This window comes from Nostoc sp. 'Lobaria pulmonaria (5183) cyanobiont' (assembly GCF_002949795.1).
Taxonomy (GTDB): Bacteria; Cyanobacteriota; Cyanobacteriia; order Cyanobacteriales; family Nostocaceae; genus Nostoc.
On record NZ_CP026692.1, the window covers coordinates 1,321,541 to 1,336,459 of the forward strand.

The window sequence follows — 14,919 nt, forward strand, 5'->3', positions numbered from 1 at the left end:
GAATGGAATTATTTGATGAGACGTTCAACAAAGTAAACCACATTTAAAATCAATAGAAGTCAAAAGTTAAAATAGGATTTTTCCACCTTTCATTCTGGTGAATTTAGCAGTTAGGACTTTTGATAATTGGGGTTCCAAGCCAAGAATTTTGTTTCTAATCCTCTGGCAAGAGAATCTGCTAATTTACCCAGCAGTGCATAGATTACAATACTCAAAACCACAACATCAGTTTGCATAAACTCACGGGCATTCATTGCCATATAACCAAGACCAGAATCTGCTGCGATCGTCTCTGCCACAATTAATGTCAACCACATAATCCCCAAAGAAAAACGGACACCAACGAGAATAGAAGACAAAGCTCCTGGGAAAATGATTTGCCACAGAAGTTGTGGTGTTTTTAATCCATAGACTTTTCCCATTTCGATCAGTCCAGGGTCAACACTGCGGATACCATGAAATGTATTGAGATATAACGGGAAAAATACCCCCATAGATACTAGAAATAATCTAGCTTGATCGCCAATACCAAACCAGAGAATCACTAGCGGAATTAATGCCAAATTAGGTATAGTACGGAGCATTTGCAGGGAACTATCCAATAACTTTTCTGCTACACGAGAAAAGCCATTGAGTAATCCCAAACTGAAGCCAATACTGCCACCAACTATAAAACCAGATATCGCCCGTCCAGCACTAATTCCTATATGTTGGAATATTTCTCCAGTTGAGCCTAGTTTAATTGCTGTAGCGATTACACCACTAGGTGCTGGCAAAATCCTGCTTGAAAGTAGGCCAGTTATAGAAGCAAGTTCCCAAATAATTAATACGGTAACAGGCACAATCCAAGGAACTATTTTCTCGATTTGCGGGTTGTCTAACACCTCGCTTAGGGAGATATTATTTTTGCTTTTGGTGCTTTTAAAGGTAATAGTCATAGAATTTGGGATTTTAGATTGTTCCAAAGGATGAATCTAGAAGTATCACCTAATAATTAGTAATTTGCTCTTTAATTACAAATTACTAATTATTAGGTCATGAAGCACTTGTTAGTTGTTTCCCAAATTTTTGATTAGCGAAATCATCGCCAATGGGACTCAAAACTGGTGGCGTTAAAGGTGCCGGTTCGCTTTGCAACGGTAGGCGGGGAAATAATAATTCAGCGGTGCGATACGCTTCTTCTAAATGGGGATATCCAGAGAAAACGAATGTTTCTATGCCCAAATTGCGATATTCCAGCATCCTAGCCGCAACGGTGTCAGGATCTCCAACTAAGGCCGTACCAGCACCACCCCGCACCAATCCAATTCCTGTCCACAGGTTGGGGCTAATCTCTAAGGCTTCTCGGCTACCACTATGTAGTTGACTCATACGCTGCTGTCCTTCAGAATCAGAATTAGCAAGGTCTTTCTGAGCTTTAGCGATCGCATCGTCATTGACATACTTAATTAGCTCATTGGCAGCATCCCAAGCAGCTGACTCGGTTTCTCGCACAATTACATGCAAGCGAATCCCAAAACGGACTGTTCTACCTTGTTCCGCCGCCAATTTCCTAACTTCGGCAATCTTTTGGGCCACTTGTTGTGGAGGTTCGCCCCAAGTCAGGTAAACATCTATATGTTTAGCAGCAACCCGCTTGGCAGCAGCAGATGAACCACCAAACCACAAAGGTGGATAGGGTTGTTGAACTGGTGGGAATAGGAGCTTACCACCTTTGATATCCAGGTAGTTTCCTTTAAAATCGACTGTTTCCCCGCTAACGATACCCCGCCAAACTGTGAGAAATTCATCGGTTAAATCATAGCGATCGTCATGACTAAGATGCAAGCCATCCCCAGCCAGTTGCAGAGGATCTCCACCTGTGACTACATTAATTAACAATCTTCCTTTAGAAATTCGGTCAAATGTTGCTGCCATCCGTGCAGCAGCACCTGGGGAAGTAATTCCCGGACGAATTGCTACGAGAAATTTCATCTGCTTGGTGACAGATATGAAAGCAGCGGCAGTTATCCAAGCATCTTCACAAGAACTCCCAGTAGGTAACAATGCGCCCGTGTAACCTAAATTATCCACAGCTTGGGCAATTTGTTGTAAATAATCAGGTGTGACAACACGAGAGCCAATATCTGTGCCTAAATAGCGTCCGTCATGAGATCCAGTAGGAATAAACCAAAGAATTTGCATTTGTGTCAGGCAAGGTATTAAGGATAATTTTATACGGTAGCTCGACCGAATTGCCGTAGTTTATAGTCAGTATTTTACAGGAAATTATTTAAAACGCCAGTATAGATTAACGATTCATAAAGAAAACTGCCTACAAAATTGATGTTTTGACGCACAATCCCCATAATCATGATACTTTTGTTGCAACAATTGCTGTCGTAAAGAATACAAGTTTTGTGTCAATTACCCAGCATTTTTGCGATTTAGAAGCGTTCACTTCTGGTTTCATGGACAGAAGCCTTGCTACTTTGGAGTTTTTTAGTCTGTGTTTTAATAAAGGTTGCGATCGCGGATGACTCGACTCCTCTAATACATATAGCAGTTTTTAAGTAGATGAGGTACAAAGTGCAAGACTCACGTATCAGACATAAAGAGTTTCTACTTCCTGCCTCGTGCCTCAAAACCCGTAGCTTTGTACTTTATGTAAAAGAAAACTGCTGTATTTCTTCTAGTACAATGTGGCCACACTACGAATTTATCAAAATTAATGTGTCAGAGTACTAGTTTCCAGAACCAAAGTTTTCAAGAATGAATTAAAGGGAAAATTTAAGAAAGATAGGTTGGGTTACAAAAAAAGTAGGAGTATTCTAGTGTGGAACTTGAAAGCTGGTATCTTACTACTCACACTGAGTTGTATCATTGCAACTGGTATAGCAGTATATCTTCTTGGTGGCATTGAACCATCACAAATCCAAGCCTTGCTGAAATCTTCTGGTATCTGGGCACCTATTATTTATATTGCTTTATATATTGTGGCAACTATGTTAGTTTTGCCCTCAACGGTGCTTAATTTGACTGGAGGTGCGATTTTTGGCCCTTGGCTGGGTACTGTCTGGACTAGTGTTGGAGCTATCATTGCAGCGATAATTGCCTTTGTTTTTACTCGGACTATTGGACGCCAAACAGTTGCAAAACGATTAGCAGGACGCTGGCAAGCTATGGATGCTGAGGTGCGTCGTGGAGGGCTTTTTTATATGTTTGCCATCCGATTGGTACCGATCATGCCCTATGGTTTGGTCAACTTTGTCGCTGGACTAACTTCGATCGGTTTTAAAGATTATGTTCTCGGTACAACACTTGGTACTGTTCCCAGCGTCTTACCTTTTGTACTATTGGGTAGTTCTGGTCTGAAGGCGGTGAATACAGGCGATTTTTTGCCGCTAATACTTGCATTAGGTTTAACTGGAACGCTGGTAGCAGGGTCTACTTGGTATCGCCATCGTCGGACTTTTCCCAAAAAAGCTGTAGAAAGTCTTAAAGAATCAGATTCTTCAGATAACGTCGACCCGAAGAATAAATAAATTATGGGAATCTGACTTGAGTCTTGCTAGGTATACTGAGAACCAAACCTTTACGATCGCAAGCAGTCTGTTAGCTTGGCTGTTCAAAAATTAAACCATATTTCTAGATGCTACCAAAGTATTCATTCATTGTTCCAATTTATAACGAAGAAGAAATTATTCCAGAACTATACCGCAGAGTGAGTGCAGTAATGAATCGGATGGATGGGCTTGTCGAACTAATTTTAATCAATGATGGTAGCCGCGATCGCTCCCTACAATTACTGCGAGACCTTCATCAAAAAGACCCACGCATCTGCTATCTGAGTTTTGCTCGTAACTTTGGTCATCAAATTGCAGTTACTGCTGGTCTCAATTTTGTCCGGGGTCAAGTTATCGTCATCCTTGATGCCGATCTCCAAGATCCACCAGAACTAATTCCCGATATGGTTGAAAAATGGCGACAGGGCTATCAGGTTGTTTACGCTCAACGCACTCAACGCCTTAAGGAAGGATGGTTTAAGCGTTTTACTGCCTATTTCTTTTATCGCATCCTCAAAAAGCTTGCAGATGTAGAGATTCCTACTGATACTGGTGATTTTTGTCTAATGGATCGGCAGATCGTAGATATTCTCAATTCTATGCCAGAACGCACCCGCTATATTCGTGGTCTGCGTTCTTGGGTTGGCTTTCAGCAAACAGCAATTCGGTTCGAGCGCAATCCCCGCTTTGCTGGGGAAGTTAAATATACTTTTAGCAAATCCTTAGCCCTTGCCATCAATGGTTTAGTGTCCTTTTCAATAGTACCACTGCGGTTATCAACCTACTTAGGGTTAGTAGCGGCGGCAGCGGCCATCTTCATGGCTTTATTAGTTTTGTATTGGCGTCTTTTTGTCCCCCATTCGCCTTTAACCGGGTTTACGATTATTTTGATGGCAATTTTCTTCCTCGGATCTGTGCAGTTAGTCAGTGTTGGCATCTTAGGCGAATATATAGGGCGCATCTACGAAGAAATTAAAGCCAGGCCCCTCTATACTTTGGCAGAGGTAGGTGGTTTTGATCGCAAATCCTCTAACTTAACGAGTAATTTTGACAAACTAGATAATTTAGAAGATCCTAAAAAGCCCTCACCCTAAATCCCTCTCCCAAGCTTGGGAGAGGGACTTTGAAATTGGTTCCTTTTCTCCAAAATTGGGAGAAGGGGTTGGGGGATGAGGGCGAATTTTGCATTTGTACAAGAGGTCTATTCGTTTTTAGCGACTGACTATTTCCGGCGATGTCTACGACGGGCTACGCCTACGCAGTTGCTGGAATTGACTTAGCCAAGAATTTTGACATATTTTCGCTTCATGGAAAAGTACTAGGTCTTGCATTGTACCAAGCTCTATGCAAAGATAATCCTACCAATATACGGTAAGTCGATAGAAATATCGTATTTAATTGGTCATTGATGCTGTCAAAATATGGCTGATTACAAAATAGTGTTTTCAACTAATATTAATTGGCAAATAATCACTTGAATCAAAATCAAACTTTCGTCAATGTCAGTAGCCATTGATGAACTTTGTACAGCATAACTAAAAAAATGGACTTTAGGATGTCTCAGAACTATCAGTTCGCATAGCGTGTGGTTGAGTTTTCCCTTAAAAGTAGAGAAGTCTTTGCTAAGACAGTTATTGTCTCATTCAAGACGTTTTTAGGATTCTTTTAAGCGTCATAATTCCTAGTTTACTGTGAATTTCGGATTGTACATTTAACTACTTAGCACTGGTTTCGATATTTATCATAATTTTGTGCTTTTTCGCCAGTTAAACCTTTGATAAGTCTGTGTTCTAATCGTTTGCCATAAAAATATTAGATCAAGGATTTATCTTGGCTTATCTGTCCAAGTGAGAGCTAATTTATTCATCTTTAAGGTTGAGGAGTTAAGGAATCATGTCGAATTTTCGTTGGAATTATAGATCCATAGTGTTCCTGATTTCGTTGCTAAATATTCTAGCTATCCTGATTTTTCATCCAGCCAAAAGTCAGGCTGAACTACCTAAATCTGATGTATCTACGACTGAAGTAGAAGAGAACAAAGCTCCAGAAGCAGTTGTCAATCAAACAGTAGACACTTCAATTGCACCAGTTACTCGTAAAAAAGCTCCAAACGAGCTTCAAGATCGAGTGACACCTGTCTTGCAATTGTTGCAAGTTGCACCGCCAACTAACAAAAATCCAAAGAATGCAGCAGGGCAAACAACATCCGTCTCGCAATTATCAGATATTAAGCCGACAGATTGGGCATTTCAAGCATTACAGTCTCTAGTTGAGCGCTACGGTGTAATTGCAGGATATACAGATGGTACATTTAAAGGCGATCGCTCCCTAACGCGCTATGAATTTGCAGCTGGGTTGAATGCAGCTTTAGATCGCCTCAATGAACTAATAGCGACTTCGACAACAGATTTAGTCAAACGCGAAGACTTGGATATCATCAAAAAACTACAAGAACAATTTTCTCCAGAACTCGCTCAACTTCGGGGACGCTTAGATAGCTTGGAAGTACGAAATGCGAAGTTAGAATCAACTCAGTTTACGACCACAACCAAACTTATAGGTCGATCTCAGATTGTTCTTAGCGATCTTATAGCAGGCAATAACGTCGTCAGAAAGACACCAGCACCTCACAATCCCACACTTCAAGGCTCAACTTCTTTACGGTTAAACACCAGTTTTAATGGTAAAGATTCACTAGGGATAACAATAGGAGGTGGAAATATTGAATCATTGGGACAAGCACCACCTACTCCGCTAAATCCAACAGGTGGATTATTGGGAACTTATGAGGGGAGAAGTGCTGATAACTCCAGTATTACTTTTCCACGCAATACTATTATTGTTAGTGGTATTCGCTATCGGTTTCTACCTTTTCCAAATACCCAAGTCAACATTTATCCCTTGTCTGACGGAGCTAGTGAGATAGGTCTTTCTGGTCCGGTTAACCCATATTTTGAATCGTCTTCTGTGACTGGTGCTAATGGGATTTCACGATTTTCACGGCGGTCTTTGGTCTATAACTATGGAGATAGCGGCCCCGGAATTGCCATACTCCAGGGATTAGGCAAACAACTTCAATTCGGGATAGCGTACAGCGCACCAAACGGTGGTAATCCCACAACTAATAACGGCTTATTTACAGGCAGATATTTAGCTTTAGCACAGTTAATATACTACTCCGGTAATAGGAATTTTCGGGTAGCTGCAACTTACGTTAATACCTATAGCCCACCAAATACCATAGGTTTTAGCGGAACAAATTTCGGCCCAGCAGTCGGGAGTAACCTGGTAAACAGCACTGTGCCTGGAGTAGCAACTCTAGGCAACCTTTATGGACTACAGGCGTTCTATCAAGTTAATTCCAAGTTGGCAATCAATGCGTGGGTAAGTTATGGGGTACACCGTTATTTGGGGCGCGGAGATGCTGAAGCTATGGATTGGGCCGTAGGACTTGCATTCCCGGATCTTTTTAGTGAAGGTGCTCTAGGGGGGATTTTAGTTGGTATGGAGCCAAAACTCACCAGTCTTAGTAATAATGTAAATTTGGGAAAAGGTCTAGGACAAGCGGACAGAGATACTTCTCTGCACGTTGAGGCATTCTACCAATATAAAATCGGAGATCATATTGAGGTTACGCCAGGTTTGATCTGGATTACTGCACCTGATTCGGATGCCAGCAATCCCGATAGTTTATTTGCTTGGGTTCGTACTGTCTTTAGGTTTTAACCGAATGGCACTCCTCGGACTGAATAAAAATTTTTACATTTGTTTAATTAAACCTCATCTATGTTGAGAACCGTAGTTTTTGCCCTCACCCTAAATCCCTCTCCCTACTTGGGAGAGGGACTTCTTTCCGGCTCCCCTTCTCCCAATATTGGGAGAAGGGGCTGGGGGATGAGGGTTTTTCTATTCATACAGAACTACGGTTTTCAACGTGGACGCAGTTTAAAAGTCCGGGGATTCTTCAGTCTTAAGGGAGCGATCGCCCTTAACCTACAAAGAGACACGTTAAAGACAAAGCCCAATCCAATTTCGCGTCTCTACTTATCTAGACAAAACCGTTTATCTGCCTCCTGCCCAGTGGTGTCAACTTAACGTAAAAACCAGTCTAGACATAGCTTTGAGAGATTGTCTTGTTGTCTCGTTCCCAGTCAGAGACTGGGAATGCCTAACGGGAGGCTCCGCCTCCCTTACTCGCGGCAGAGCCGCAATGACAAGCATTTCCAGCCTCTGGCTGGAAATGAGGTTTGAAAGGGAGTTTTAGCTTAAGTTGACACCCATGCCTCCTGCCTCACCCCAACAAAGTTGATTTTACATAAATTTACCTTTGAAGTTGTTTGGTAAAATGCTTGCTTTTTGTCGAAAACTGTGAAAAACTCTATTATGCTAAACTACTGTTTACCGATCGAGATAAAGTATTTTTACATTATCAAGGTAGTGAGAACCTGTATTAAGGGATCGCAATTTCTAGATTTTTAAATATTTATTTTGCAGCATGGATGGGGTGAAGACTTGACGCTTAAGACTTTATAAATGGGGGAAATGGTAGATGCTAAAGACGTTAACAAACGATTTTGAACTCGACTTAGAAGCAGATGTGCTTGTAATTGGAGGTGGGCCAGCTGGAACTTGGGCGGCATGGAGTGCTGCATCAAATGGAGCTAAGGCGATCCTTGTAGATAAAGGGTATTGCGGCACAACTGGATGCGCTGCTGCCTCTGGAAATGGTGTGTGGTATGTGCCACCCGATCCAGAAGCACGGGAAACAGCAAAGGCGAGTCGGGAATCGTTGGGTGGGTTTTTAGCCGATCGCAACTGGATGGATCGGGTACTGGATCAGACCTATGCAAACGTCAATCAGTTAGCAGAGTGGGGTTATCCCTTCCCTACCGACGATGAAGGCAAACCCTATCGGCGATCGCTGCAAGGGCCGGAATACATGCGGCTGATGCGGCGGCAAATTCAACGGGCAGGAGTCAAGATTTTAGATAACAGCCCCGCCTTAGAACTACTGGTTGATGACGATGGTGCTGTTGCTGGTGCAACAGGTGTGAACCGTCAGACTGGCGAGAAATGGATAGTGCGATCGCAGTCCACAATTATTGCAACTGGTGGCTGTGCATTCTTGAGTAAAGCGTTAGGATGCAACGTCCTGACAGGGGATGGTTATCTGATGGCGGCTGAAGCAGGTGCTGAGATGTCGGGTATGGAATTTTCCAATGCTTATGGCATCTCCCCCGCCTTTTCTTCAGTCACCAAAACCCTGTTTTATAATTGGGCAACTTTTACCTACGAAGACGGTACTGTAATTCCGGGGGCAAGTTCTCATAGACGTTCAGTAATTGCCGAGACATTACTGCAACAGCCAGTTTACGCCATCATAGACAAAGCGGCAGAATCGATGCGGCCATCTATGCGTTTAGCACAGCCTAATTTCTTTTTACCCTTTGACCGTGCAGGTATCGATCCATTTACCCAACGTTTCCCTGTGACTCTGCGCCTAGAGGGAACTGTGCGCGGTACAGGAGGAATTCGGATTGTAGATGAGAGTTGTACCAGTTCAGTACGGGGACTCTATGCGGCTGGAGATGCGGCTACACGGGAACTGATTTGTGGTGGATTTACTGGTGGTGGTAGTCACAATGCAGCTTGGGCAATATCTTCTGGCTATTGGTCGGGGAAATCGGCTGCTGAATATAGCCGCATTTTGGGGGAACACAAAACTCAACGACGAGTTAAGGGTGTTGGAGAGGTAGGATTACAGCGTGAGAGCGATCGCTCTCAAATGGCAACTGATGAAATTATTCAAGCAGTCCAAGCCGAAGTATTTCCCTACCAAAAGAACTATTTCCGTACAGAAAAAGGCTTAACCGAGTCTTTGGGTAAGCTAAATCATCTTTGGCAAGAACTTCGCAGTAGCCAGGTAACATCAGATAAAGAGCTAATCCGGGCGCGAGAAGCTGCGGCGATGGTAGCTACGGCGCGATGGATGTACAGCAGTGCCATTGAACGTAAAGAAACTCGTGGGATGCACAGACATCTAGATTATCCAGAACAAGATGCTAACCAGCAACATTACCTGATTAGTGGCGGATTAGATAAAGTCTGGGTGAAAACTCAGACTTTACAAAGTACTGAAAAATCTTTATCTAAAATAGGAGCAGCAGTGTGATTGAGTTGGTCAGCGAGTCGCGGTGCATAGAATGTAATATCTGCGTGAATATTTGTCCAACCAACGTGTTTGACAGAGTACCTAATGCGCCGCCAACGATTGCCCGACAGAGTGACTGTCAAACCTGTTATATGTGCGAATTGTATTGTCCAGTTGATGCTCTTTATGTTGCACCAGAAAGTGATGTGACGACTTCAGTCAACGAAGCAGAATTGGCAGAAGTTGGGCTACTGGGTAGTTATCGGGAAAACATCGGTTGGGGACATAAACGCACCTCAACAGCAAAAGCCGATCAAACATTCCAAATTCTCAAGCAGATGAAATAGTGCGGCGGAGAAAATAGTCATGCTGTCGTTACCAGTACGAACAGATTCTATCGGTAAAAATAAATTTACTTCCAGATTATCAACTTCGGTGGCTTGTCTCCTACTGCTACTAACTACAGCATGTAACCAAGGCGGAACTAAATCTGCTCAATCCATTGAGGCTGTTGATGTCAATAACGCTGTCGCTGCATCTAATAACATTTCTACCCTCCGAATAGGTTATGTAGGTAGTTCAGAACCTACAGGATCACTTGGTTGGGCAAAGAAAAAGGGAATATTAGAACGTGAGTTGCAAAAAGTGGGATTCCAAAACATTACTTTTGCAAGATTTCCTAACGGGCCGGATCTAAATGAGGCGCTTGTCGCAGGTCAATTAGATGTTGGTTCTTTAGGTGATACACCAGCCATAGTTCTGAAAGCTAGAGGTCAGGAAACCCGACTGTTACGGATTAGCCAATTTAATACAACCGCCTGGTTAGTGGCGAAAAAGAATGGACCGCGATCGCTGGCTGAACTTAAAGGTCAAAAAATAGCTACCCAAAAAGGTTCTTATATGCATCGATACCTGCTGGGTCTGTTAGCTGAAGCTAAAATTGCCAAAGATGTAAAAGTTGTCCACTTGATGACTACTGAGGCAAAAGCGGCTTTAGAACGTGGTGATGTAGCAGCTTATGCAACTTCAAGCGATTTGGGGCCTTTTCTGAAATCGCAAGGGTTTCCAGTGATTGATTCTTCTGCAAATCATAAAGGTCTTTCCGGGACATCATTAGTTGTCGCAACTGAAAGCTTTCTGGCAAAACAGCCTGATTTTCCCCAGAAATTTAATGCAATTCTCACAGAAGCAGCCAAGGATTTAAAAGCTAATTCTGAAGAATATTATCAGTATCATGCTCAAACTACTAAATATCCCATCGATATTATCAAAGTATCGTTCCCACTAAAACAGGTATTAGAAGAACCATTACCAGCAGATGGTGTGAAACTTTTAGAGGGAACAAAGAAATTTTTAGTCTCGCAGGGTTTAGCAAAGTCGGACTTTAAATTAACAGATTGGGTTGTGAACAAACAACAGCGTTAATTTTATCTGCCATTCCAAATGCGGGAGTAGGGGGAGCAGAGAAATCAGTAACTTTTCTGAGCAAGAAAAACAGATTTTTATAATTAAGTCTTTTAAAAGCGCAACTTCCAAGCTCAAAGGTGCAACTTCCAGGCTCAAAGGCTCAACTTCCAGGCTCAAAGGCTCAACTTCCAGCCTCAAAGGCTCAACTTCCAGCCTCAAAAGCTCAACTTCCAGGCTCAAAGGCTCAACTTCCAGGCTCAAAGGCTCAACTTCCAGCCTCAAAGGCTCAACTTCCAGCCTCAAAGGCTCAACTTCCAGCCTCAAAAGCTCAACTTCCAGCCTCAAAAGCTCAACTTCCAGCCTCAAAAGCTCAACTTCCAGCCTCAAAAGCTCAACTTCCAGCCTCAAAAGCTCAACTTCCCTCGTGACTAATAATTCCTTGATGTACAGAGCAAATAGATTTATCTGTCAAATCAATCCAAAATCTAAAATCCAAAATTGTTTGACCAATTCATTTGAAAATTCAGGTAACATGGTATGACTATTGCACTAGACCGTCCACAAAAAACTAAGTCTGCTCAAATTCGGGAAAAACTGGGTTATCCGATTATTGATACCGATGTACATACCCAAGAGTTTCCCCCAGCATTCTTGGACTATTTAGAGCAAGTTGCTGGAACTGCGATTGCACAACGTTTTCAAGAACACTTACCCGGTGCATCTCGCTCTAAATGGTTCAACCAATCTTGGGAAGAACGCCGCGCTAACCGCACCGCCCGCCCTCCCTTCTGGACTCGTCCCACTAACGATGCTTTAAATTTAGCTACAGTTAGTTTGCCAAAGTTGCTACATGAACGCTTGCAAGAAGCCGGTACAGACTTTGCCGTTGTGTACCCCAACTTGGCAACTATGGCACCGCACATTGGCAATGAAGAAATGCGGCGGGCTGTTTGCCGTGCAGCTAATACTTATCACGCTGATATTTTCCGTCCTTATAGCGATCGCTTAACACCCATTGCTGCCATTCCAATGAATACGCCCGAAGAGGCGATCGCAGAATTGGAATATGCGGTGAAAGTGCTGGGACTCAAAGCAATTCAAATCCCCGGCCATATTCGCCGTCCGATTCCCGCTTTCGAGAAGTATGGCGAAGAAGTAGCCAACGAAGCCATCTGGATTGACACCTTTGGCTTGGATAGCAAATATGATTATGATCCCTTCTGGGCGAAGTGCGTAGAACTGAAAGTTGTACCCACCACCCACTCTTCCGGTATGGGTTGGATCAATCGGCGTTCCATTAGCAATTACCAATACAACCATATTGGTCACTTTGCATCGGCTGCGGAAGCACTATGTAAATCTCTGTTCTTTGGTGGTGTAACTCACCGCTTCCCCACACTCAAGTTTGCCTTTTTAGAAGGAGGTGCAGCTTGGGGTGCTAGCTTGTACACCGATTTGATTTGGCACTGGGATACCCGCAATAAAGCTCATTTGGTGGAAAATAACAATCCTGCCAATGTTAATTATGAAGAACTGCTAGAATTCTATACCCGCTATGGTGATGAATTAATACAGGGTCGTTTGGATCAGCTAGGTAGCGGTCTAGGTTTCCACGCTGACTTAATATCTCCCTTAGAGCCAGGTGATTTGGATGAATTTGCCGTAGCAGGAGTAACGAAGCCAGAGGATATTCGCGATCGCTTTTTGAATCACTTCTATTTCGGGACAGAATCAGATGATACCCGTGTAGCTCAAGCCTTTAACCGTAAAGCTAATCCTTATGGCGACCGTGTTAAAGCATTCTTAGGTTCCGATTCTGGTCACTGGGACGTACCTGATATTACTGCGATCGCAGCTAATACCTATTCAATGGTAGAACGCAAGATTATCAGTGAAGAAGATTTGCAATATTTCCTGTCAATTCATCCCTTGGAGTTATACACCAGCCTGAATCGTGACTTCTTCAAAGGTACGGCTGTCGAGAAAACAGCAGATGAATTTTTGGCTGGGAAAGGGATTAGGGGCTAGGCAATACGGTTCGGTTTAAGAGACGCGATAAATCGCCGTCTCTACAAAGGATTGATTCTTGTAAAGACGGCGATTTATCGCGTCTTTGCCAATGCCTATAAACATTTGATGAGGGTAAACTATCATGACGATCGCTCTAGACGGCGCACAAAAAACCAGGTCTGCTCAAATTCGAGAAAAACTTGGTTATCCAATCATTGACACCGATGTACATACCCAAGAATTTGAACCAGCAGTTTTGGATTATTTAGAGCAAGTTGGTGGAACTGCACTTGTCGAACGTTTCAAAGAAAATTTACCAGGATCTTCCCGCTTTAAGTGGTATAAACAAACTTGGGAAGAACGTTTTGCTTATCGCAGCAATCGCCCTAACTGGTGGGGTCGTCCCACAAAAAATACTTTGAATTTGGCTACCATTAGCTTACCCAAGTTGCTGCATGAGCGCTTGCAAGAAGCAGGTACAGACTTTGCCGTTGTGTACCCCAACTTGGCAACGATGGCCCCGAATATCGGCAACGAAGAAATGCGACGGGCTGTTTGTCGGGCAGTTAACACCTACCATGCTGACATTTTCCGCCCTTATAGCGATCGCTTAACACCCATCGCCGCCATTCCCCTGCACACTCCCGAAGAAGGGATTGAAGAGTTGGAATATGCGGTGAATGTTCTGGGACTCAAAGCAATTCAAATTCCTGGTTACGTCCGTCGGCCAATTCCTGCCTTTGAAAAGTATGGCAAAGAAGTGGCTAACGAAGTGGTTTGGATTGATAACTTTGGTTTAGACAGCCAGTATGATTACGATCCATTCTGGGCTAAGTGCGTAGAACTGAAAGTTGTACCCACAACTCATGCATCTAGCCAAGGTTGGACAACTCAGCGTTCTGTCACCAACGCCCAGTATAATCACATTAATCACTTTGCCTTTGCAGCAGAAGCATTATGCAAATCGTTGTTTTTTGGTGGTGTAACTTGTCGCTTCCCACAATTAAAGTTTGCCTTCTTAGAAGGTGGTTCAGCTTGGGGTGCTAGTCTATACGCTGATATTATTTGGCACTGGGAAACCCGCAACAAACAACATTTGTTGTCAAATAACAATCCTGCGATTATCGATAAGGAAGCACTAGTAGAGTTGTACACCCGCTACGGTGGCGAACTTGTAGATGGACGCTTAGATCAAATTGGGGACGGTTTAGGATTCCACCATCAACTATTAGCCCCAGAAGATCCAGGCGAACTCGACGAATTTGAACTAGCAGGAATTGATCAGCCAGAAGATGTGCGCGATCGCTTCTTGAATCATTTCTACTTCGGTACAGAATCAGACGATACCCGTGTCAGCCAAGCATTTAACCGTGCAGCTAATCCCTTTGGCGATAGAGTTAAAGCCTTCTTGGGTTCTGATTCTGGTCACTGGGATGTGCCAGATATTACCGCCGTTACTGCCAACGCCTACTCAATGGCAGAACACGAAATCATTACCGAAGAAGACCTCCGCTACTTCCTCTCAATCCATCCTTTGGAGTTGTACACCAGTCTCAATCAAGACTTCTTCAAAGGTACAGGTGTTGAGAAAGCCGCAAACGAATATCTGGCTGGGGAATAGGGAATGGGGAATGGGGAATGGGGAGTAGGGAAAGAATAACTATGTCCCATGCCCAATGCTCAATACCCATCTTTACAACGTTCCATGTTCCATTTCCTCTGTTCACTTGTAGGGTGGGTCTTGCCCACTCTACATTTCTCCTAAATTCTGCGTCTGATTGCTACCTACTGCTGAAACAATACCAA

12 protein-coding genes are annotated in these 14,919 nt (G+C 43.3%); 9 read left to right on the top strand and 3 right to left on the bottom strand.

Annotated features, from left to right (window positions below):
• Window positions 1-110 precede the first annotated feature (110 nt).
• On the bottom strand, window positions 111-938 hold the full coding sequence (gene ssuC, locus NLP_RS05685; protein WP_104905532.1) for an aliphatic sulfonate ABC transporter permease SsuC: 828 nt from the start codon (window positions 936-938) through the stop codon (window positions 111-113).
• 97 nt (window positions 939-1,035) lie between these two features.
• On the bottom strand, window positions 1,036-2,184 hold the full coding sequence (gene ssuD, locus NLP_RS05690) for an FMNH2-dependent alkanesulfonate monooxygenase (protein ID WP_104905533.1): 1,149 nt from the start codon (window positions 2,182-2,184) through the stop codon (window positions 1,036-1,038).
• Between the two features lie 629 nt (window positions 2,185-2,813).
• Here ssuD and NLP_RS05695 point away from each other — a divergent pair.
• The 7 genes from NLP_RS05695 to NLP_RS05720 all read left to right on the top strand — a co-directional run bounded on the left by NLP_RS05695 (window position 2,814) and on the right by NLP_RS05720 (window position 11,121).
• Window positions 2,814-3,524, top strand: a complete 711-nt coding sequence (locus NLP_RS05695) for a TVP38/TMEM64 family protein (RefSeq protein ID WP_104905534.1) — start codon at window positions 2,814-2,816, stop codon at window positions 3,522-3,524.
• A 107-nt stretch (window positions 3,525-3,631) separates the two neighbouring features.
• Entirely contained in the window at window positions 3,632-4,639 is a 1,008-nt protein-coding gene (locus NLP_RS05700) for a glycosyltransferase family 2 protein (RefSeq protein ID WP_104905535.1), read from the top strand.
• Between the two features lie 799 nt (window positions 4,640-5,438).
• Complete coding sequence (locus NLP_RS05705) at window positions 5,439-7,271, top strand: iron uptake porin (protein WP_104905536.1); 1,833 nt, start codon at window positions 5,439-5,441, stop codon at window positions 7,269-7,271.
• A gap of 60 nt (window positions 7,272-7,331) precedes the next feature.
• Window positions 7,332-7,640, top strand: coding sequence for a hypothetical protein (locus NLP_RS32855; RefSeq protein ID WP_158680301.1), 309 nt, complete (start codon window positions 7,332-7,334; stop codon window positions 7,638-7,640).
• A 454-nt stretch (window positions 7,641-8,094) separates the two neighbouring features.
• Window positions 8,095-9,717: an FAD-dependent oxidoreductase gene (locus NLP_RS05710; protein ID WP_104905537.1), complete on the top strand. Its 1,623-nt coding sequence runs from the start codon at window positions 8,095-8,097 to the stop codon at window positions 9,715-9,717.
• On the top strand, window positions 9,714-10,043 hold the full coding sequence (locus NLP_RS05715) for a 4Fe-4S dicluster domain-containing protein (RefSeq protein ID WP_104905538.1): 330 nt from the start codon (window positions 9,714-9,716) through the stop codon (window positions 10,041-10,043). Before NLP_RS05710 ends, NLP_RS05715 begins: the two co-directional genes overlap by 4 nt.
• 19 nt (window positions 10,044-10,062) lie before the next feature.
• Complete coding sequence (locus NLP_RS05720; RefSeq protein WP_104905539.1) at window positions 10,063-11,121, top strand: ABC transporter substrate-binding protein; 1,059 nt, start codon at window positions 10,063-10,065, stop codon at window positions 11,119-11,121.
• Here NLP_RS05720 and NLP_RS34040 read toward each other — a convergent pair.
• Complete coding sequence (locus NLP_RS34040) at window positions 11,086-11,511, bottom strand: hypothetical protein (protein WP_199784769.1); 426 nt, start codon at window positions 11,509-11,511, stop codon at window positions 11,086-11,088. The genes NLP_RS05720 and NLP_RS34040 overlap by 36 nt on opposite strands.
• 129 nt (window positions 11,512-11,640) lie before the next feature.
• Between NLP_RS34040 and NLP_RS05730 the strand changes: the two genes are divergently transcribed.
• Complete coding sequence (locus tag NLP_RS05730) at window positions 11,641-13,131, top strand: amidohydrolase family protein (RefSeq protein WP_104905540.1); 1,491 nt, start codon at window positions 11,641-11,643, stop codon at window positions 13,129-13,131.
• A 124-nt stretch (window positions 13,132-13,255) separates the two neighbouring features.
• Window positions 13,256-14,734 (top strand): amidohydrolase family protein, encoded by a 1,479-nt coding sequence (locus tag NLP_RS05735; RefSeq protein ID WP_104905541.1) that lies wholly within the window; start codon window positions 13,256-13,258, stop codon window positions 14,732-14,734.
• Window positions 14,735-14,919: the final 185 nt, after the last annotated feature.

What these genes read in the sequence shown, in the direction of transcription:
- ssuC (WP_104905532.1), bottom strand. Translation starts at nt 938, where the DNA reads ATGACTATTACCTTTAAAAGCACCAAAAGCAAAAATAATATCTCCCTA.
- ssuD (WP_104905533.1), bottom strand. Translation starts at nt 2,184, where the DNA reads ATGCAAATTCTTTGGTTTATTCCTACTGGATCTCATGACGGACGCTAT.
- NLP_RS05700 (WP_104905535.1), top strand. Translation starts at nt 3,632, where the DNA reads ATGCTACCAAAGTATTCATTCATTGTTCCAATTTATAACGAAGAAGAA.
- NLP_RS05705 (WP_104905536.1), top strand. Translation starts at nt 5,439, where the DNA reads ATGTCGAATTTTCGTTGGAATTATAGATCCATAGTGTTCCTGATTTCG.
- NLP_RS32855 (WP_158680301.1), top strand. Translation starts at nt 7,332, where the DNA reads ATGTTGAGAACCGTAGTTTTTGCCCTCACCCTAAATCCCTCTCCCTAC.
- NLP_RS05710 (WP_104905537.1), top strand. Translation starts at nt 8,095, where the DNA reads ATGCTAAAGACGTTAACAAACGATTTTGAACTCGACTTAGAAGCAGAT.
- NLP_RS05720 (WP_104905539.1), top strand. Translation starts at nt 10,063, where the DNA reads ATGCTGTCGTTACCAGTACGAACAGATTCTATCGGTAAAAATAAATTT.
- NLP_RS05730 (WP_104905540.1), top strand. Translation starts at nt 11,641, where the DNA reads ATGACTATTGCACTAGACCGTCCACAAAAAACTAAGTCTGCTCAAATT.
- NLP_RS05735 (WP_104905541.1), top strand. Translation starts at nt 13,256, where the DNA reads ATGACGATCGCTCTAGACGGCGCACAAAAAACCAGGTCTGCTCAAATT.